General features: G+C 70.2%; 15 protein-coding genes and 1 riboswitch. Of the genes, 5 read left to right on the top strand and 10 right to left on the bottom strand.

The features are described 5' to 3' along the window. Window positions 1-6 precede the first annotated feature (6 nt). From AB0924_RS27140 to AB0924_RS27175, 8 genes are all read right to left on the bottom strand, one after another. A complete protein-coding gene (locus tag AB0924_RS27140; protein WP_358935705.1) occupies window positions 7-1,575 on the bottom strand; it encodes a dipeptide ABC transporter ATP-binding protein in 1,569 nt (522 codons plus the stop codon). Between the two features lie 26 nt (window positions 1,576-1,601). Beyond that, the gene (locus tag AB0924_RS27145) at window positions 1,602-2,696 is read right to left on the bottom strand and encodes an ABC transporter ATP-binding protein (protein ID WP_358935574.1); all 1,095 of its coding nucleotides are present in this window, start codon (window positions 2,694-2,696) and stop codon (window positions 1,602-1,604) included. Beyond that, a complete protein-coding gene (locus tag AB0924_RS27150; protein WP_358935572.1) occupies window positions 2,693-3,700 on the bottom strand; it encodes an ABC transporter permease in 1,008 nt (335 codons plus the stop codon). The genes AB0924_RS27145 and AB0924_RS27150 overlap by 4 nt, the downstream gene beginning before the upstream one ends. Window positions 3,701-3,772: 72 nt before the next feature. Further along, the gene (locus AB0924_RS27155; protein ID WP_358935569.1) at window positions 3,773-5,542 is read right to left on the bottom strand and encodes an ABC transporter substrate-binding protein; all 1,770 of its coding nucleotides are present in this window, start codon (window positions 5,540-5,542) and stop codon (window positions 3,773-3,775) included. A gap of 38 nt (window positions 5,543-5,580) precedes the next feature. Continuing rightward, on the bottom strand, window positions 5,581-6,579 hold the full coding sequence (locus AB0924_RS27160) for an ABC transporter permease (RefSeq protein ID WP_358935567.1): 999 nt from the start codon (window positions 6,577-6,579) through the stop codon (window positions 5,581-5,583). A gap of 349 nt (window positions 6,580-6,928) precedes the next feature. Beyond that, window positions 6,929-7,747, bottom strand: a complete 819-nt coding sequence (locus tag AB0924_RS27165) for an enhanced serine sensitivity protein SseB C-terminal domain-containing protein (protein WP_358935565.1) — start codon at window positions 7,745-7,747, stop codon at window positions 6,929-6,931. 175 nt (window positions 7,748-7,922) lie between these two features. Further along, window positions 7,923-8,717 carry an enhanced serine sensitivity protein SseB gene (locus tag AB0924_RS27170; RefSeq protein ID WP_366912770.1) on the bottom strand — a complete coding sequence of 265 codons (795 nt, stop codon included), beginning with the start codon at window positions 8,715-8,717 and terminating at the stop codon, window positions 7,923-7,925. Between the two features lie 65 nt (window positions 8,718-8,782). Next, the gene (locus tag AB0924_RS27175) at window positions 8,783-9,460 is read right to left on the bottom strand and encodes an AAA family ATPase (protein ID WP_358935703.1); all 678 of its coding nucleotides are present in this window, start codon (window positions 9,458-9,460) and stop codon (window positions 8,783-8,785) included. A 178-nt stretch (window positions 9,461-9,638) separates the two neighbouring features. After that, window positions 9,639-9,736: riboswitch (glycine riboswitch) on the top strand. 159 nt (window positions 9,737-9,895) lie between these two features. Between AB0924_RS27175 and gcvT the strand changes: the two genes are divergently transcribed. The 4 genes from gcvT (at window position 9,896) to AB0924_RS27195 (ending at window position 14,256) form a co-directional block, all read left to right on the top strand. Beyond that, on the top strand, window positions 9,896-11,023 hold the full coding sequence (gene gcvT / locus AB0924_RS27180; RefSeq protein ID WP_366912771.1) for a glycine cleavage system aminomethyltransferase GcvT: 1,128 nt from the start codon (window positions 9,896-9,898) through the stop codon (window positions 11,021-11,023). Window positions 11,024-11,139: 116 nt separating this feature from the next. After that, window positions 11,140-11,517: a glycine cleavage system protein GcvH gene (gene gcvH / locus AB0924_RS27185; RefSeq protein WP_351664555.1), complete on the top strand. Its 378-nt coding sequence runs from the start codon at window positions 11,140-11,142 to the stop codon at window positions 11,515-11,517. Between the two features lie 14 nt (window positions 11,518-11,531). Beyond that, entirely contained in the window at window positions 11,532-12,809 is a 1,278-nt protein-coding gene (gene glyA / locus AB0924_RS27190) for a serine hydroxymethyltransferase (RefSeq protein WP_358935558.1), read from the top strand. Between the two features lie 79 nt (window positions 12,810-12,888). Further along, window positions 12,889-14,256: an L-serine ammonia-lyase gene (locus AB0924_RS27195; RefSeq protein WP_358935556.1), complete on the top strand. Its 1,368-nt coding sequence runs from the start codon at window positions 12,889-12,891 to the stop codon at window positions 14,254-14,256. Between the two features lie 87 nt (window positions 14,257-14,343). Here the strand turns inward: AB0924_RS27195 and AB0924_RS27200 are convergent, their stop codons facing one another. Further along, on the bottom strand, window positions 14,344-14,613 hold the full coding sequence (locus AB0924_RS27200; protein ID WP_366912772.1) for a hypothetical protein: 270 nt from the start codon (window positions 14,611-14,613) through the stop codon (window positions 14,344-14,346). A 134-nt stretch (window positions 14,614-14,747) separates the two neighbouring features. After that, complete coding sequence (locus AB0924_RS27205) at window positions 14,748-16,508, bottom strand: M28 family peptidase (protein WP_366912773.1); 1,761 nt, start codon at window positions 16,506-16,508, stop codon at window positions 14,748-14,750. Window positions 16,509-16,903: 395 nt separating this feature from the next. Between AB0924_RS27205 and AB0924_RS27210 the strand changes: the two genes are divergently transcribed. Beyond that, window positions 16,904-17,917: a LuxR C-terminal-related transcriptional regulator gene (locus AB0924_RS27210; RefSeq protein WP_366912774.1), complete on the top strand. Its 1,014-nt coding sequence runs from the start codon at window positions 16,904-16,906 to the stop codon at window positions 17,915-17,917. Window positions 17,918-18,010 lie beyond the last annotated feature (93 nt).

The raw sequence follows: 18,010 nt of genomic DNA on the forward strand, positions 1-18,010 counted from the left end.
CATGTGCTACTTGCCGGTTGACTCCTGGGAGTCGGTGTCGGCGGCGGGCTCCTCGGCGGGAACGACGGCCTCGGTCCCGGCCTCGCCGGCCGAGGTCTTGGCACCGGGCCCGGTCTTCACGGAACCGGCCTCGGCGACGGCCTCGGCGGCCTTCGCCGACTCCTTCACCGCGTCGGACTCCTCCGCGTCGGCCTCGGGCTCCGCGGCCGCGTCGGCCTCGGCGGGCGCGTCGGCCTCGGCGGGCGCGTCGGCCTCGGCGCTCGCGGGCTCCTCCTGAGCGTCGGCCGCGGGCTTGCCCTCGGCGTCGGCCGCGGGCTCGTCCGCGGCGTCCGTCTCGGGCTTGACCGTGGCGTCGGCCCCGGACTTCTCCTCCGCGGCGGCCTCGGCCGTCCCCGTCGCGTCGCCCCCGGCAGCCGCGGGCTTCTCCGCGGCGTCCGTCCCGGCGGCCTCGGCGGCGGCTGCCGCCGACTCCTCCAGCACGACGTCCGGGACCAGCTCCGACGCTTCCTTCGCCACCGACAGCAGCACCGTGTCCTGCGGGGCCTGGTCGGCGAAGTTCTCCGGGTGGTGGCAGGCGACGCGCTGGCCGGGCTTCAGCTCGAGGAGCTGCGGCTCGGTCGTCCGGCAGATGTCCGTCGCCTTCCAGCAGCGGGTGTGGAACCGGCAGCCGGGCGGCGGGGCGATGGGCGAGGGCACGTCGCCGCGGAGCAGGATGCGCTCGCTCTTCTGGCCCCGGCGCTTGGTGTCCGGCACCGGCACCGCCGACATCAGCGCCTTGGTGTACGGGTGCATCGGCGCCTCGTACAGCGAGGTGCGGTCGGCCAGCTCGACGATCTTGCCGAGGTACATCACCGCGATCCGGTCCGAGACATGCCGGACGACCGACAGGTCGTGCGCGATGATCACGTAGGTGAGACCGAGTTCCTGCTGGAGGTCGTCCATGAGGTTCACGACCTGCGCCTGGATCGACACGTCCAGCGCGGAGACCGGCTCGTCGGCCACGACCAGCTTCGGCTTCAGGGCGAGCGCGCGGGCGATGCCGATGCGCTGGCGCTGGCCGCCGGAGAACTCGTGCGGGTAGCGGTTGTAGTGCTCGGGGCTCAGACCGACCAGCTCCAGCAGCCGCTGGACCTCCTTCTTCACCCCGCCCTCGGGCTCGACGCCCTGCAGCCGGAACGGCGCGGAGACGATCGAGCCGATGGTGTGGCGCGGGTTCAGGGAGCCGTACGGGTCCTGGAAGATCATCTGGATGTCGCGGCGCAGCGGGCGCATCTGCCCGGTCCGCAGCGTCGTGATGTCCCGGCCATCGAAGGTGATCGTGCCGCCGGTCGGGTCCTGGAGGCGGGTGATGACCCGGCCCATGGTCGACTTGCCGCAGCCCGACTCGCCCACCACGCCCAGGGTCTCGCCCTTGCGCACCTCGAAGTCGATCCCGTCGACGGCCTTCACCGCGCCGACCTGGCGCTGGAGGATGCCCTTCTTGATCGGGAAGTGCTTCTTCAGGCCCTCGACCCTGAGCAGCACCTCACGGTCCGCCGAGTCGGCCGCGGGGGCCTGCGCCTGCTGCGGGATCACGGCCTCGTCCGTCTTCTTGGTCTCACTCACAGCTTCGGCGCAATCTCTTCGGTCCAGATCCGCTCACGGTCCTCGGCCGGGAGGTGGCAGGCGGACCAGTGCCCGGTGCTCACCTGCTCCAGCTCGGGGCGCACGGTGCGGGTGACATTCCCCTTGGGGATGTCCGCGTACGGGCAGCGCGGGTGGAAGGCGCAGCCCGAGGGGACGTTGATGAGGCTCGGCGGCTGGCCCTTGACCGGGATGAGCCGTTCGGAGGTGTCGCGGTCGATGCGGGGCATCGAGCCGAGCAGACCCCAGGTGTAGGGGTGCTGCGGTTCCTCGAAGACCCGGGCGGCCGGCCCGCGCTCGACACACCGGCCGCCGTACATCACGAGGACGTCGTCGGCGATCTCGGCGACCACACCGAGGTCGTGGGTGACCATGATGACCGCGGAGCCGAACTCCTTCTGCAGATCCCGGATCAGGTCGAGGATCTGCGCCTGGACGGTGACGTCGAGGGCGGTGGTGGGCTCGTCCGCGATGAGCAGCTCGGGGTTGTTCACCAGCGCCATGGCGATCATGGCGCGCTGGCGCATACCGCCGGAGAACTCGTGCGGGTAGCCGTCCACGCGCTTGGCGGGCTCGGGGATGCCGACGCGGTCGAGCATCTCGATGGCGCGCTTGCGGGCGACCTTCCTGCTGACGTCGTGGTGCACCCGGTAGGCCTCGACGATCTGGTCGCCGACCTTGTAGTACGGGTGCATCGCGGACAGCGGGTCCTGGAAGATCATCGCCATCTCGCGGCCGCGGAGCTTGCGCACCTCGTCCGGGGCGGCGGAGACCAGTTCCTTGCCGTCCAGCCAGATCTCGCCGGTCATCCGCACGTTCTTGCCGCGGGTGCCGAGCCGGTGCAGACCCATGATGGCCTGCGAGGTCACCGACTTGCCGGAGCCGGACTCACCGACGACGGCGAGGGTGCGGCCCTTCTCCAGCGAGAAGCTGAGCCCGTCGACGGACTTGACCAGGCCGTCGTCGGTCGGGAAGTGCACCCTGAGGTCGCGGACCTCGAGGAAGGCCTTGGGGGGCTGGGACGCGGAGGTGGGCTCGCCCACGGCGGCGCCGGTCTTGGAGAGTTCGGTCACGAGAGCCTCACCCGCGGGTCGGCGGCGGCGTAGAGCACGTCCACCAGGAGATTTGCGAAGACGACGAAGGCGGCGGCGAGCAGCGTCACGCCGAGGATCTTCGGCAGGTCGTTGTCGGTGATGCCCTGCACCGCGTACTGGCCGATGCCGGGCAGCGAGAACACCGACTCGGTGATCACGGCACCGCCGAGCAGCAGACCGATGTCCATGCCGAACACCGTGATGATCGGGGTCAGGGCGGCGCGCAGTCCGTGCCGGGTGACGACGGTGCGCTCCCGCAGGCCCTTGGCGCGGGCCGTGCGGATGAAGTCCTCGCTCATCGTCTCCAGCATGCCCGAGCGGGTCAGCCGCGCGTAGATGGCGGAGTACAGCAGGGCGAGCGAACACCACGCCGGGATGAGGGTGTTGGCCCACTGTGCCGGGTTCTCGGTGAGCGGGACGTAGGTCTTGCCGAAGATCGGCCACTGATAGGTGAAGAGCAGGATCGCCAGGTTGCCCGTGAAGAACATGGGCAGCGAGACGCCGGTGAGCGCGATGCCCATGAAGGTCCGGTCGAGGAACGAACGCGGCTTCAGCGCGGAGATGACACCGGCCACGACGCCCGAGACCAGCCACAGCACGGCGGCACCGACGGCCAGCGACAGGGTGATCGGAAGACGGGAGGTGAGCTCCGGCCACACTGCCTGGTGGTTCTTGAAGGAGTAACCGAAGCAGGGTGCGTCGCAGTGCACCGTGGTGGGGCCGAGGTCGTAGGTGGCGCCGGCCACGATCCCCTTGATGAAGTGCCAGTACTGGACGTAGACAGGCTGGTCCAGACCGAGGTTGTGCTTGACAGCGACGATGTCCGCCTTCGACGGACTCTTGCCGATGTACTGCTGCGCCAGCTGGTCCGCTGTCTGGCCGGCAAGCCGTGGCAGCAGGAAGAAGATGGCGAAGGTGACCGCGGAGACGACCAGCAGCAGGATCACTGCCGCGAACGTCCGGCGGAGGATGTACGAGATCACGGGGACCGGCGCTGGTGCCCGCGGGCCGCGAAGCCCGCGGGCACCAATGCCTTCACCTGCCTTCCGGGGCTGCTACTTCGACGCGACGCCGATGTTGAGGTAGTCGTACTGACCGCTGAAGGCCGCCGTGGAAACCAGGTTGGTGTAGTTCTGCGGGCGGGCCAGCAGGACCTTGAAGTAGGTCAGCGGAACGAGGACGGCGTCGTCCATGGTCTTCTTGTCTATCTGCGTGTACAGGCTGTTGCGCTCGGTGTCGTCCTGGGTACCGATCGCCTTGCCCAGCAGGGAGTTGACGTCCTTGTTGTCGTACTGCGACAGGTTGGTGTTACCCGACTGGCTGATCGCCTTGCCGTTCAGGATCTGCTGCAGGAAGCCGTAGCCGGAGGGCCAGTCGGCACCCCACTGCATCATGATCAGACCGACGTTCTGCTTCTTGGTGAACTTCGGGACACCGGCGTAGTCGGTGAAGTACTTGCCGGACGGGTACTGCTTCAGGCTGGCGTTGATGCCGACCTTCTTCAGCGAGTTGATGATCGCCGTGGCGGCGTCGATCTCCTGCGGACGGTCCGAGCGGGCCGAGATGTTGGTGCTGATCGACGACTTGCCGCAGGCCTTCAGCTGCTCCTTGGCCTTGGCCGCGTCACCCTTGTTGCCGGAGGTCGCGTAGACGTCCGACTTCTCGTAGCCCGGGATGTCCGGGGGCAGCACGGTGGAGGCGATGTCGCCGCGGATCGGGCCGCCCTCGGCGGTCTGCACCGAGACCTTGTCGATCGCGTACTGCACGGCCTTGCGGCACTCGACCTTGTCGAACGGCTTCACCTTGGTGTTGATCGCCATGTAGACGAGGCGGCCACCGTAGGTGTTGTCCGTGCCGGCCTTCTTCGCCGTGTCGGTGAGCACCTTGGCCTGCGTGGAGGCCTGGACGCCGGCACCGGCCAGGTCGATCGCGTCACCGGCCAGGACGTCCTGGTCGATGGTCTCCGGGTTGACCTTCAGCTTGACGACGATCTTGTCCGGCAGCTGCTTGCGCAGCGGGTCGGTCTTCGCGTCCCAGTTCTCGTTGCGCACGAGCACGGCCTGCTTGCCGTCCTCGTAGCTCTGGAACTTGTACGAGCCCGACGACACGATGTGCTTGACGTAGTCGACGCCCTTGTCCTTGGACTGGGGCACCGGGGCCGTCTGCGGGGCGGCGACGAGGTAGTCGAACTCCTGGAACGCCTGGTTCAGGTGGAAGACGATCGTGCCGTCGTCCGGCGTCTCGATGGAGGACAGGCCCTTGGCGCTCTTGTCCTTGTAGGGGCCCTTGTACTTGTCGCCCTTCGCCATGAACTGCTGGAAGTAGTTCGGGCCGAGGGAGAGCACGTCACGCGCGAAGTTGGAGCGCTCGACGGCGTACTTGACGTCCTTCGAGGTGATCGGCGAGCCGTCCTCGTACTTCAGGCCCGAACGCAGCTTGTACGTCCAGGTCTTGCCGCCGTCGCTCGGGACGCCCTTGCTCGCGGCGAGGTCCGGGACGAGGGTGTTGCCCTTCTCGCCGGCGCCGGGCTGGAACGTCATCAGCGGGCGGGCGTAGAGCCGGCTGAGGTTGTACATGTACGCGTAGTACGTGTTGCCGGGGTCGAAGGAGTCCGGCACGTCGGACAGCTCGTAGGTGACCGTGCCGCCCTTCTTGGCGGAAGCGTTGACCACACCCTTGGTCGCGGCGTTGGCCCCGGCGGACGAGCCGTTGTTGTCCTTGTTGTCATCGGCCTTGCTGCAACCTGCAACGAGCAGGCTGGCGGAGCCGATGGCCGCGATAGCGGCCAGCGCTGACCTTCGCATGATGGGCGCTTTCCCCTCCATAGTCGGAAACTTTTCGGGCTCTCGGGCGGTGGCAGGCGTCAACGGCTGCGCGGGTCGAGAGCGTCGCGGAGACCGTCGCCCAGCAGATTGAACGCCAGGACGGTCACGAAGATGGCGAGACCGGGCACGATCATGTACTGGGGATCGACCTGGTAGTAGGTGACCGCTTCGCGGAGCATGCCGCCCCAGGAGGCCTGCGGGGGCTGGATGCCGACACCGAGGAAGCTCAGGGACGCCTCGAAGAGGATGTTGGTCGGGATGAGCAGCGTCGAGTAGACGATGATCGGGCCGACCAGGTTGGGCATCAGCTCCCGGAACAGGATGTACGGGCCCTTGGCACCCATGCCGCGGGAGGCGTCCACGAACTCGCGCTCACGCAGGGCGAGGGTCTGGCCGCGCACGATCCGGCCCAGGTAGGGCCAGTTGAAGAAGCCGATGACGAAGATCAGCACGCTCAGGTGGAGCGGGAGCCCGTTGAGGCCGAACGCGCCGCCCTGGAGCGTGGCGGAGATCGCGATGGCGAACAGCAGGAGGGGGAAGGCGAGGAAGGTGTCCATCAGGCGGCTGATGACGTTGTCGACCCGGCCGCCGTAGTAACCCGCGACGACGCCCATGATGGCGCCGATCACGTTGGACAGGATCGTGGCGCCGAAGGCGACCACCAGCGACACCCAGGAGCCCTCCAGGACGCGGGTGGCGATGTCCCGGCCGAACTTGGGGTCCACGCCGAGCGGGTGGTCCGCGCTCATGCCGCCCCAACTGCCCTTGGGCAGCGAGGTGTCGGGAGTGATCAGGTCCTGGTGGAAGGCGTTGGGGTCGAGTCCGAGCAGGGCCTGCAGAGGCCGGGAGAGGACGGCCAGCGCGATGAGCAGGACGACGATGACGCCACCCGCCACGGCGACCTTGTCCCTCTTGAATCTCGACCAGGCGATCTGCCCGAGAGAACGACCCTCGATCCGCCCCTTATCGGCACCCTCGAGCACAGCTTCCGGCTGTGCCTCGGCTGCCGCCCCGGTGGTCTCGATCGGTGCGGTCACAGTGACCCGACCCCTCTCGCCGGTGGTGACCGGCTTGCGCCTGCCGCGGTTTGCGGCTTTGTCGACTTGCCTCGATCGCGAGGTTCCACCTCACGTCTGAATCGCGAGTCTTCTGCTTCTTCGCGATCACCCGCCAGAGCTGACGGGGAAAGTATGCGCAACCGTGATGCAGTCCAGGGGATTCCGTTATCCGATCACGGGGTAACGGCCACCGAACGGGGGACACTTGGGACATAGCGGCGCTTCCACCCCAATCGGACGAATCACCGCTCTTCTACGCGCGGAGAAGTCCGCACCCCACACGATTTCTCCACCACCGTCCAAGTGGCGGACTCCCCGGTCCGGTTGTTCAGTAGCCCCCGTGGACCGGTGGGTAGCCGTAACCGGGGGCCGGCGCCTGGGGCTGCGGCGGGCCCTGCGGCTGCGGCTGGGGAACGGCCGCGTGGGCGTCGCGATCGTAGAACGGGCGTGCGTTGGCCCGCATCCACAGCACGACCGGGTCGTAGTCGTCGGTCATCGCGACCGTCGACACCGGCAGCCCCTCGGGGACCGCGCCGACGGACTGCTGCATCATCGCGCGCACCGAGTCGACGGCGGCGGGCGAGGTGTCGTACACGTCCAGGCCGATGGCGAGGTACGGCGCGCCGAGCGCGGGCTGCACCCAGGCGCGGCGCAGTGAGCGCAGGGCCGGGGTGCGGTGGGCGTTCTGCACCAGCAGGGCGTAGAACTGCGCGACGTCGATACCGGGTTCCGACAGCCGCAGCGGGCCGGCCGGCCGGCGGTCCAGGCCGGTGGCGATGCGGCGCAGGTCCAGCCAGGGGATGCCGACGCCGCCGCCCGGGGCGTGCGGGTTGAGCCAGAGGCCGTAGTGGTCGGGATAGAGGGTGCGGGCCACGTCGAGCCCGTCGACCACCTCGTAGGAGCGGTTCCAGCCACTCGCCGAGAGTTCCTGCGCGGAGGTCACACAGGGGGCGTAGCCGTAGCCGTCGACCTCCATGTTCCCGTACTGGGCGTCCGGCGAGCCGGCCTGGCCGTGCCACAGCAGCATCCAGATCTGGCCGGAGGAGGGAGTGGCGAGGGCGCGCAGCAGTTCTTCGTAGGCGTCGTAGCGGCCGGGGGTGACCTGGCGCAGCATGTGCTCGACGCTGCCGCTGTGGCTCGCGCTCACCTGTCTTACCGGCCCTTCTGTCAGTGCCCCGCGTGTGGGGACAGCTTAAGCGCCCATCGGCTCGGGGCCCTGTGTTCCTGCGCGGGTGCGGGTGAGGGCTGAGCGCGCCCGTCGGCGGAGCCGCCGATCGGCACGGCCCCGTGCCCCTCGGGCCCGCCGCCCCCGAGCCCGCTGGTCAGTGGCCGTACTGGTAGAAGGGGCGGACGTTGGATTTGAGCCAGGTGGCCACCGGGTCGTCCGTGACGTCGAGGAGGACAAGGTTGACCTGCCATTTGACCGGGGCTTTACCCAGGGCCCGGCCGAGGGCCTCCAGTGAGAGGGCCCGCAGGTCGCCCTCCCACTGGGAGAGCTCCACACCCACGAACATCACCGGGTCGGCCGTCTCGACGGAGGCGAGGCAGCGGCGGGCGGTGACCACCACGCCGGTGCCGGCGAACTCGGCGGAGGCGGCGGAGAGGAAGTCGACCGGGTCGTCCTGCCAGTCCGGCTCGAAGAGACGGACCCGGCCGCCGGTGGCGGGGCCGTCCAGCGGGGTGTGGCCGGTGCGGCAGAGTTCGGCCACCGCCTCGGGCGGCAGCGGCAGGCCGACCACGCCGTCGGGGTTCAGGAGGATGCCCGCCTGCGGGGGCAGGCCGCGGGCGAACTCCACCGCCGGGGCCACGGTGTACGACATGTGGGGGCCGGCGGCCAGGCGGAGCTGTTCCTCGGAGCTGAAGACCGGGACGTACACCTGGCCCTCGATCTCCGTCGTGGGCAGGTCCAGCGGGCCGCTGTGCGGGCCGCCGCCGTTGGGCAGCGGGACCCACAGCAGGCTGCGGCCGAGCACCTCGGCGATCCGGCCGCCCGCGCCGGGTATGCCGAGGGAGGCCGAGAGCGCCTCCTCCAGTTCGTTGCCGGGCCAACCGCCGTGCGGGTGGGGGTGCGTCTGTGCCGGGAAGTCCGCGGGAAGGTCCGCCGCCGAGAAGTCCATCTGCCTGCCGCCTGCTGGGAACCACTGCTGTGGTCCAAAAGGCTAGCGGGTGGCCGTGACAGCGCTCAGCCGGATCGGCCGGCGAAGCCGATGCGGCGCAGCACGTCCGCGGCGTCCCGGTCCAGCAGCACCGCCGAGCCGCAGCCGGCGGGCAGTTCTCCCCGCTCCACCGCGCGCAGCAGACGGGCCGCCGTACGGCGGTGGCGCCGGAAGGCGTAGCGGGAGACACCGCGGCCGCGCTCGCGCTGGCCCGCGCGGGCGGTGTCCGCGGTGACGTCGAGCAGGAGCAGGTGCAGGGTGCCGCCGCGGCGCCGGGCCGCGCGGGCCAGCCAGCCGCGCACCCAGGCCTGGGTGCCGCAGTCGTGCACGACGACCCCCTCGCCGGTGCCGAGGGCGCGGCGCAGCGCGGCGTAGTGGGCGAGCCGGACCAGGGGGCGGTAGAGCGCGTAGGGGAGGAGGCGGGGCATCCGGGCGTCCCAGCGGTCCCGGGTGTCCTGGGAGTCGACGCGGTGGCCGGGGACCGCGCGGTGCATCAGGGTGGACTTGCCGCTGCCGGGCAGGCCGGTGATCACCACCAGGTCGCGGGGGCCGAACGCCAGGTCGTGCGGGCTGCGCCCGGCGCGCTCGCGCAGGTCGCGGACGACCGGGGCCGGACGCTCCGCGCAGCGCCCACGGGCCGGAGCGGAGGGCTGCTTCGGCACCGCGAGACCGGTGGTGGCGGCGTAGGCCGTGGTCCTGTTCACCGTCATCGTCCTCCCCTTGTGGGCTCGGAGACCCTTTGCCCATTGAATGTAAAGAGAAGGTAATGCGCCGGTCCAGCGGTTGGGTGCGCGTACTGCCACAGCTCGGTTACAGATGCGGCCCCTGACGGGGCGGGGCGCGGCGTGCAATGATGTGCGCGCCAACTGCATACCGGCCGCTTGAATCCGCGCGGGAGAGTTCCCAGCCAGCTCCGCTGGGACGCCGAAGGAGCAAGTCCCTCCCTTGAATCTCTCAGGCCCCGTTACCGCGCGGGCGAGGCACATCTGAAAAGCGGGCCGCTGCGACAGTGGCTCCACCCAAGGTGCAAGCCGTGACCACTCCTCGCGAGGATCATGGCGAACCTCTCAGGTTCCGATGACAGATGGGGAGGAACGTTCCTCGCCTGTCATACCTGCACCCTGGGAGACGACCGACCGATGAGCAGTACCGAACCCACTGGACCGCGCCGTACCGCGCTCGACGCCCTGCATCGCTCGCTCGGCGCGACGATGACCGACTTCGCCGGCTGGGACATGCCGCTGCGCTACGGATCCGAGCGCGACGAGCATCTCGCGGTGCGGACCAAGGCCGGTCTCTTCGACCTCTCCCACATGGGCGAGATCACCGTGACCGGGCCGCAGGCGGCCGACCTGCTGAACTACGCGCTGGTGGGCAACATCGCCTCGGTCGGTGTCGGCCGGGCCCGCTACACCATGATCTGCCAGGCCGACGGCGGCATCCTGGACGACCTGATCGTCTACCGGCTGGCCGAACACGAGTACATGGTCGTCGCCAACGCCTCCAACGCCCAGGTGGTGCTGGACGCGCTGACCGAGCGTGCCGCGGGCTTCGACGCCGAGGTGCGCGACGACCGGGACGCCTACGCGCTGCTCGCGGTCCAGGGCCCCGAGTCCCCCGGCATCCTGAAGTCCCTCACGGACGCCGACCTGGACGGCCTGAAGTACTACGCGGGCCTGCCGGGCACCGTCGCCGGCGTCCCCGCGCTGATCGCCCGCACCGGCTACACCGGCGAGGACGGCTTCGAGCTGTTCGTGAAGCCCGAGCACGCCGTGGAGCTGTGGCAGGCGCTGACCAAGGCGGGCGAGGGCGCCGGCCTGGTCCCGTGCGGCCTGTCCTGCCGGGACACCCTGCGCCTCGAGGCGGGCATGCCGCTGTACGGGCACGAGCTGACCACCTCCCTGACCCCCTTCGACGCCGGGCTCGGCCGGGTGGTGAAGTTCGAGAAGGAGGGCGACTTCGTGGGCCGCGAGGCGCTCACCGAGGCCGCCGCCAGGGCCGAGCAGAACCCGCCGCGCAAGCTCGTCGGCCTGGTCGCCGAGGGCCGCCGGGTGCCGCGGGCCGGGTTCGCCGTCGTCGCGGGCGGCGAGGTGATCGGCGAGGTCACCTCCGGCGCCCCCTCCCCCACCCTGGGCAAGCCGATCGCGATGGCGTACGTCGACGCGGCGCACGCGGCGCCGGGCGCCGAGGGTGTCGGCGTGGACATCCGGGGCAGCCACGAGCCGTACGAGGTCGTGGCGCTCCCCTTCTACAAGCGCCAGAAGTAGACACTGGGCGCGGTCCGTCCACCGGACGTGACCCTGCGCACATCCCCGCTGTTCAGCAGCGGGTCCAGCAGTCCCCCATTCATCAGCACTCCCGCGCGTACAGGAGAATTCAGGCCATGAGCAACCCCCAGCAGCTGCGCTACAGCAAGGAGCACGAGTGGCTGTCGGCCGCCGAGGACGGCGTCTCGACGGTCGGCATCACCGAGTTCGCGGCCAACGCGCTCGGCGATGTGGTCTACGCCCAGCTCCCCGAGGTCGGTTCCACGGTGTCCGCGGGTGAGACCTGCGGCGAGCTGGAGTCGACCAAGTCGGTCTCGGACCTGTACTCGCCGGTCACCGGTGAGATCACCGAGGTCAACGAGGACGTCGTCAACGACCCGTCGCTGGTGAACTCGGCCCCCTTCGAGGGCGGCTGGCTGTTCAAGGTACGCGTCACCGAGGAGCCGGCCGACCTGCTCTCCGCCGACGAGTACACCGCCCAGAACGCCGGCTGAGGAGTCGTAGCCGTATGACTGTCCTGAACACGTCCCTGCACGAGCTGGACCCGGAGATCGCCGCCGCGGTCGACGCCGAGCTGAACCGCCAGCAGTCGACGCTGGAGATGATCGCCTCGGAGAACTTCGCGCCGCTCGCGGTCATGGAGGCCCAGGGCTCGGTGCTGACCAACAAGTACGCGGAGGGCTACCCGGGCCGCCGCTACTACGGCGGCTGCGAGCACGTCGACGTCGCCGAGCAGATCGCCATCGACCGGATCAAGGAGCTGTTCGGCGCCGAGTACGCCAACGTCCAGCCCCACTCCGGCGCCTCCGCGAACCAGGCGGCGCTGTTCGCCCTCGCCCAGCCCGGGGACACCATCCTCGGCCTGGACCTGGCGCACGGCGGCCACCTCACCCACGGGATGCGGCTGAACTTCTCCGGCAAGCAGTTCAACGTGGTCGCCTACCACGTCGACGACGCCGGTCTGGTCGACATGGCCGAGGTCGAGCGGCTGGCCAAGGAGCACCGCCCGAAGGTGATCATCGCCGGCTGGTCGGCGTACCCGCGTCAGCTCGACTTCGCCGAGTTCCGCCGGATCGCCGACGAGGTCGAGGCGTACCTGTGGGTCGACATGGCGCACTTCGCGGGCCTGGTCGCGGCGGGGCTGCACCCGAACCCGGTCGAGCACGCGGACGTGGTCACCTCCACGACCCACAAGACCCTCGGCGGCCCGCGCGGCGGCATCATCCTGGCGAAGAAGGACTTCGCGAAGAAGCTGAACTCGTCCGTCTTCCCGGGCTTCCAGGGCGGTCCCCTGGAGCACGTGATCGCGGCCAAGGCGGTCTCCTTCAAGGTCGCCGCCTCGGAGGAGTTCAAGGAGCGCCAGCGCCGTACGGTGGAGGGCGCCCGCATCCTCGCCGAGCGGCTGACCGCCGCCGACGCCCGCGGGGCCGGGGTCAACGTGCTGTCCGGCGGTACGGACGTGCACCTGATCCTGGTGGACCTGCGTGAGTCCGAGCTGGACGGGCAGCAGGCCGAGGACCGCCTCCACGAGGTCGGCATCACGGTCAACCGCAACGCCGTCCCGAACGACCCGCGTCCCCCGATGGTGACCTCTGGTCTGCGCATCGGTACGCCGGCCCTGGCTACCCGAGGCTTCACGGCCGAGGACTTCGCCGAGGTCGCGGACGTGATCGCCGAGGCCCTGAAGGCGCCCGCCCCCTTCGAGGGCGCCGACGTGGAGAGCCTGAAGGCCCGGGTGAGGGCCCTGGCCGACAAGCACCCGCTGTACCCGGGTCTGAACAGCTAAGTCCGTTTCACCGGGCACCGCGCACACTGGAAGGTGTGCGCGGTGCCGCACCCGCACCACCCCGTATTGAGGAGTTTCCGTGGCCATCTCGGTCTTCGACCTGTTCTCGATCGGCATCGGCCCGTCCAGCTCCCACACGGTCGGCCCGATGCGCGCGGCGCGCATGTTCGCCCGCAGGCTGCGCAACGAGGACCTGCTGGGCTCCGTCGCCGCGGTGCGCTGCGAGCTGTACGGCTCGCTCGGCGCGACCGGCCACGGCCATGGCACCCCGAAGGCGGTGCTGCTCGGTCTGGAGGGCGCCTCGCCGCGCACGGTGGACGTGGAGTCGGCCGACGAGCGCGTGGAGGGGATCAGGCGGTCGGGCCGGATCTCGCTGCTCGGCGAGCACGAGATCGCGTTCTCCTTCGACGACGACCTGGTCCTGCACCGCCGCAAGGCGCTGCCCTACCACGCCAACGGCATGACGGTGTGGGCGTTCGACTCGGCCGGCACGGAGCTGCTCTCCAAGACGTACTACTCGGTCGGCGGCGGCTTCGTCGTGGACGAGGACGCGGTCGGCGCGGACCGCATCGTGCTGGACGACACGGTCCTGAAGTACCCCTTCCGCACCGGTGACGAGCTACTGCGCCTGACCCGCGAGACGGGTCTTTCGATCTCCTCCCTGATGCTGGAGAACGAGCGCGCCTGGCGCACCGAGGAGGAGATCCGGGCGGGCCTGCTGGAGATCTGGCGGGTCATGCGCGAGTGCGTCCAGCGGGGCATGTCCCGGGAGGGAATCCTGCCCGGCGGCCTGAAGGTGCGCCGCCGGGCGGCCGTCTCGGCCCGCCAACTGCGCGCCGAGGGCGACCCGCTCGCGCACGCGATGGAGTGGATCACGCTCTACGCGATGGCGGTGAACGAGGAGAACGCGGCCGGCGGCCGCGTGGTCACCGCTCCGACCAACGGCGCGGCGGGCATCATCCCGGCGGTCCTGCACTACTACATCAACTTCGTGCCGGGCGCCGACGAGGACGGCGTGGTCCGCTTCCTCCTCGCCGCCGGCGCCATCGGCATGCTCTTCAAGGAGAACGCCTCCATCTCCGGCGCCGAGGTCGGCTGCCAGGGCGAGGTCGGCTCCGCCTGCTCCATGGCCGCGGGCGCCCTCGCCGAGGTGCTCGGCGGCAGCCCCGAGCAGGTGGAGAACGCGGCCGAGATCGGCATGGAGCACAACCTCGGCCTGACCTGCGATCCCGTGGGCGGCCTGGTCCAGATCCCCTGCATCGAGCGCAACGGCATGGCCGCGGTGAAGGCGGTCACCGCGGCGAAGATGGCGATGCGCGGCGACGGCTCGCACAAGGTGTCCCTGGACAAGGTCATCAAGACGATGAAGGACACCGGCGCGGACATGTCGGTCAAGTACAAGGAGACGGCCCGGGGCGGGCTGGCGGTGAACATCATCGAGTGCTAGAGACCCCGTCGTGGCGGGCGCCCGAGGAACAGGTGCCCGCCACGACGGCGTTCGTGGCCCGTCAGGGCTACTCGCCGAGCTCGTTCGTCACTTGCCGCTGAGCTCGCGGTACTCCCTCATGCCGCGAACGAAACGGCACTCCCCGGAATTCTCGTCGACCAGAATCGGCATGTTTCCGCCGACCCTCATCGGTCTTCCGAGGGAATCCAGCACGGTGGGTCGCCACGTGAACGCGAAGCAGCCGCTCAGGTTGGGCGGCGTCCAAGTCCTGAGTTCGCACCGCCACTCACCCCATTGCTGGACCATGGACCTGCCGAACTCCTCGGCCAGGACTTCCGCCTCTGTCTGTCCGATCATTGAACCTGCCTCCGCACACCCGGTGACATCGCAGCTCAGGCCAGACGTAGCGGCGTGGCGTCATTATTCATGAACAGAGGAAGGGGGAGGCGGGCTGGAGCGCCGCCTCCCCCTCGGGTCCTTTCGTGCGGTGCTCAGCCGGTCGTCAGGGTCACGTCGTCGACGACGAAGCTGGTCTGGAGGCTGGAGTCCTCGGAGCCGGTGAAGGTCAGCGTGATCTGCTGGCCGATGTACTGGCTCAGGTCCAGCGTGCGTTCGGTGTAGCCCGTGGCCGCGTTGGCGTTGGAGTACGTCTGCTTCGCGGTCCCGTTGACCTTGACCTGGAAGGTGTCGTACGCCGTGGAGCCCGACTCACTGGTGTCGATGTGCAGCCAGTACTTCAGGGTCGCCCTGGTGCAGCCGGCCGGGATCGTCACCGTCTGGCTGACCGTGTCGGTGGCCGTGGAGCCGTAACCCGCCAGCCACGCGTACCGGGTGCCGGAGTGCGCGGACTGGCCGCTGAACGCGCCGATCGCGCCGGTGTCCCCGGTCCACGGCGAAGTGCCGCTCTCGAAGCCGCCGTTGGTGACCGCCTGCGAGGCCGTGCAGCCGCCGGCGCCGGTGACGGTCAGCGTGTACTGCGCGGTGTGCGTGGTGGAACCGGCGCCGGTGATGGTGAGGTTGTACGTCCCCGGCGCCACGGAGGAGCCGACGGAGACCGTCGCCGTGGACGAGCCGCCGGAGGTCACCGAGGCCGGGCTGAAAGCGACCGTGACCCCCGCGGGGGCGCCCGAGGCGGACAGGTTGACCGTCTGGGCCGAGCCGTTGGTCGTGGCGGTGGACACGGTGGTGGTCAGCGAGGTGCCCGGGGCGGTGCTGCCCGTGGCGGGGCTCGCCGAGAGCGAGAAGTCGTCGGCCGGGACGGTGGCCGACACCGCCTGCGACCACAGGGTGTAGGCGACGCCGTCGGCGCTGCGGCTCAGCCCGGTGGCGTTGATGTTGCTCGTGGTGTCGCAGGAGGAGTGGTAGCAGCTGTCGTACGCGGCGTTCGCCGTGCCGCCCCACTTGGCCGCCTGCGCCGAGGTCTTGCGGGCGCTGGCGCCCATGGCGTAGCCGGAGGTGGGGATGCCGTAGTTCTCGAAGGAGTAGTCGTCGGAGCGGCCCGCGCCCTCGGTGTTCTCCTCCGGCTGCAGGTTCAGCGAGTCCCAGTACGCCTTCATCGGAGCGGCGGCCGCGGAGGTGATGTGGTTGATGAAGTAGCCGCCGTTGCGCGAGGCGACCATGTCGAAGTTGTAGTACGCCCTGATCGCCGAGCGCTGGGCGGAGGTCAGTGAACGGACGTAGAAGTCCGAGCCGTTGAGGCCCTGCTCCTCGTCCGTCCACCAGCCGAAGCGGACGCGCCCCGCCATCGACGGGTTGGTCTCGGCGAGCTTCAGCGCGACCTCCAGGAGGGTGGCGCTGCCGGAGCCGTTGTCGTTGATGCCGGGCCCGGCGGAGACGCTGTCGAGGTGCGAGCCGAACATGTACACCTTCGACGCGTCGCCGTGCGGCCACTCGGCGATCAGGTTGGGTCCGGCGCCGCTGGTGCAGCCGGAGGTGCAGGCCTGCTCGGTGACCGTGTAACCGGCCGCCTGGAGCTTGCCCTTCACATAGGCGACCGAGTCGCGGTAGCCCTGGGTGGTCGATCTGCGGTTGCCGCCGTTGCGGGTCGCTATGGCGTTCAGTTCGGTCAGGTGCGCCTGGACCTTGGTGACGTCGATGTCGGGCGCGGCCGCGGTGAGGGTGGCCGGAGCGGCGGCGGTACTGGTGCCCTCGGGGGCCGGCGCGGCGCTCGCGGGGAGCGCCACCAGGCCCAGTGCGGCGGCCAGGGTGACACCGGTCAGGGACAGGCCGGTCGGGGAGATTCTTCGAAGCACCGTGTCTCCTTTGTGGGGTGGGAGGAAACGGGAGGCGGGGCGTGGTGGTGCCGGGCCTCCCGGCCGATGCGGGTGGGGGTGGGGACCCGGGTGAGCGGTCCCGCACTGCGTATTGAGCATGCGCATGCCAAGCGCACATCAAGCCTCGCCGTGCGGAACCGGCCGGATCCAGGGGCCCGGGTCCGACTCCTCGACGGCTCCCGGCGCGGGGTGGGCCGGGGAGGCGCACCGAGGGCCACGAGGAGTTGGGCGGGCGGCGACGAGGTTAACCGCCGCACGGTCCGTCCGCTCCTGTCCGATTCCGGCACGTCCGCTTTCGGCCAGTACGGCCGCCGGTCCGGTCCGCCCGAGTGACGTCCCTGGCCTCCTCCGGGAGGGCCCCGTATCGTGCGCCCATGCATGCGGCGCAGAACCCTTCGCATGGCCGGCCGCCGACCGCCGCCGAGGCACGGGCGGCCTACCTGGCCATGGTCGAGCGGATCACGGCGTCGGGGGCCCGGGACGCCACCGCCGAGCGGGAGGAACTCGGGGGGATCTCCGCCGAGTTGGCCAGGTGGCTCGCCGACCGGCGACTCCTCGATCCCGGCGGTGATCGGCTGAGCACTCCGGACCGGGCCCTGCGGCACATCGTCTCGGAGCACGGTCGCCGGCTGCGGGAGACGGCCGAGCGCGCCGGCCGGGACGCCGAGGCACTGGACGACGTGCTGTCCGTGCTCACGGCCCCGCGGTTCGACGCCCGGGAGGCGGCCGAGATCGAGTACTTCACGGATCGCGAGCGCACCCGGAAGCGGCTGGAGGAACTGGACGCGCTCAACCGGGAGGAGTTCCTGGCGATGCGCAACTCCTTCCCCGACGCGCAGGTTCTTGAGTCCAGCCTCGCCGGGGACCTGGACATGCTGGCGAACGGCGTCCGGATGCGCATGCTGACGTCCCAGCAGGCCGTCCGCTCACAGGCGTCGGCCCGCTACCTGAACGCGCTGACCGACGCCGGGGTCGAGGTGCGGGTCGCCCCGACGGTGCCGCTCCACATGAACATCCTGGACCGGGCGATCGTCATCATCGGGGCGGGGCCCGGGCCGCAGGGAGAGGGCGGCGACGTCATCCTGCACAGCACGCCCGTCGCGCGGTGCTTCTGCAAGGTCTTCACCCACGCCTGGGACCTCGCCCGGCCGCACATCGAACGCCAGCCCGGACGCGGGCGTGGCGGCACCGGCTGCGAACTGTCCGCGCAGGAACGCGAGGTACTGGCTCTGCTGGCCACCGGCGCCAAGGACGAGACCATCGCCCGCCGGCTGGCCTGCTCGGACCGCACCCTGCGCCGCCTCATGAACCAGATCATGGAGAAACTCGGCACCTCCAGCCGCTTCGAGGCCGGAGTCACCGCCGCCCGCCTGGGCCTGGTGAGCTGATCCGGAGCCCGCCCGCGTCGGCCCACCCCCCTGAGTGTCACTGAGGCCGGTCACGGCCACGCTGATCTCGGCATGGCTTCGCCGAGTCACGCC

Source organism: Streptomyces sp. NPDC047869, from assembly GCF_040704065.1.
In the GTDB taxonomy this organism is placed as follows: domain Bacteria; phylum Actinomycetota; class Actinomycetes; order Streptomycetales; family Streptomycetaceae; genus Streptomyces.

Bases quoted from the DNA above. Each gene is read 5' to 3' on its own strand.
- AB0924_RS27155 (WP_358935569.1), bottom strand. From the start codon at position 5,542: ATGGAGGGGAAAGCGCCCATCATGCGAAGGTCAGCGCTGGCCGCTATC.
- gcvH (WP_351664555.1), top strand. From the start codon at position 11,140: ATGAGCAACCCCCAGCAGCTGCGCTACAGCAAGGAGCACGAGTGGCTG.
- AB0924_RS27170 (WP_366912770.1), bottom strand. From the start codon at position 8,717: ATGGACTTCTCGGCGGCGGACCTTCCCGCGGACTTCCCGGCACAGACG.
- gcvT (WP_366912771.1), top strand. From the start codon at position 9,896: ATGAGCAGTACCGAACCCACTGGACCGCGCCGTACCGCGCTCGACGCC.
- glyA (WP_358935558.1), top strand. From the start codon at position 11,532: ATGACTGTCCTGAACACGTCCCTGCACGAGCTGGACCCGGAGATCGCC.
- AB0924_RS27200 (WP_366912772.1), bottom strand. From the start codon at position 14,613: ATGATCGGACAGACAGAGGCGGAAGTCCTGGCCGAGGAGTTCGGCAGG.
- AB0924_RS27210 (WP_366912774.1), top strand. From the start codon at position 16,904: ATGCATGCGGCGCAGAACCCTTCGCATGGCCGGCCGCCGACCGCCGCC.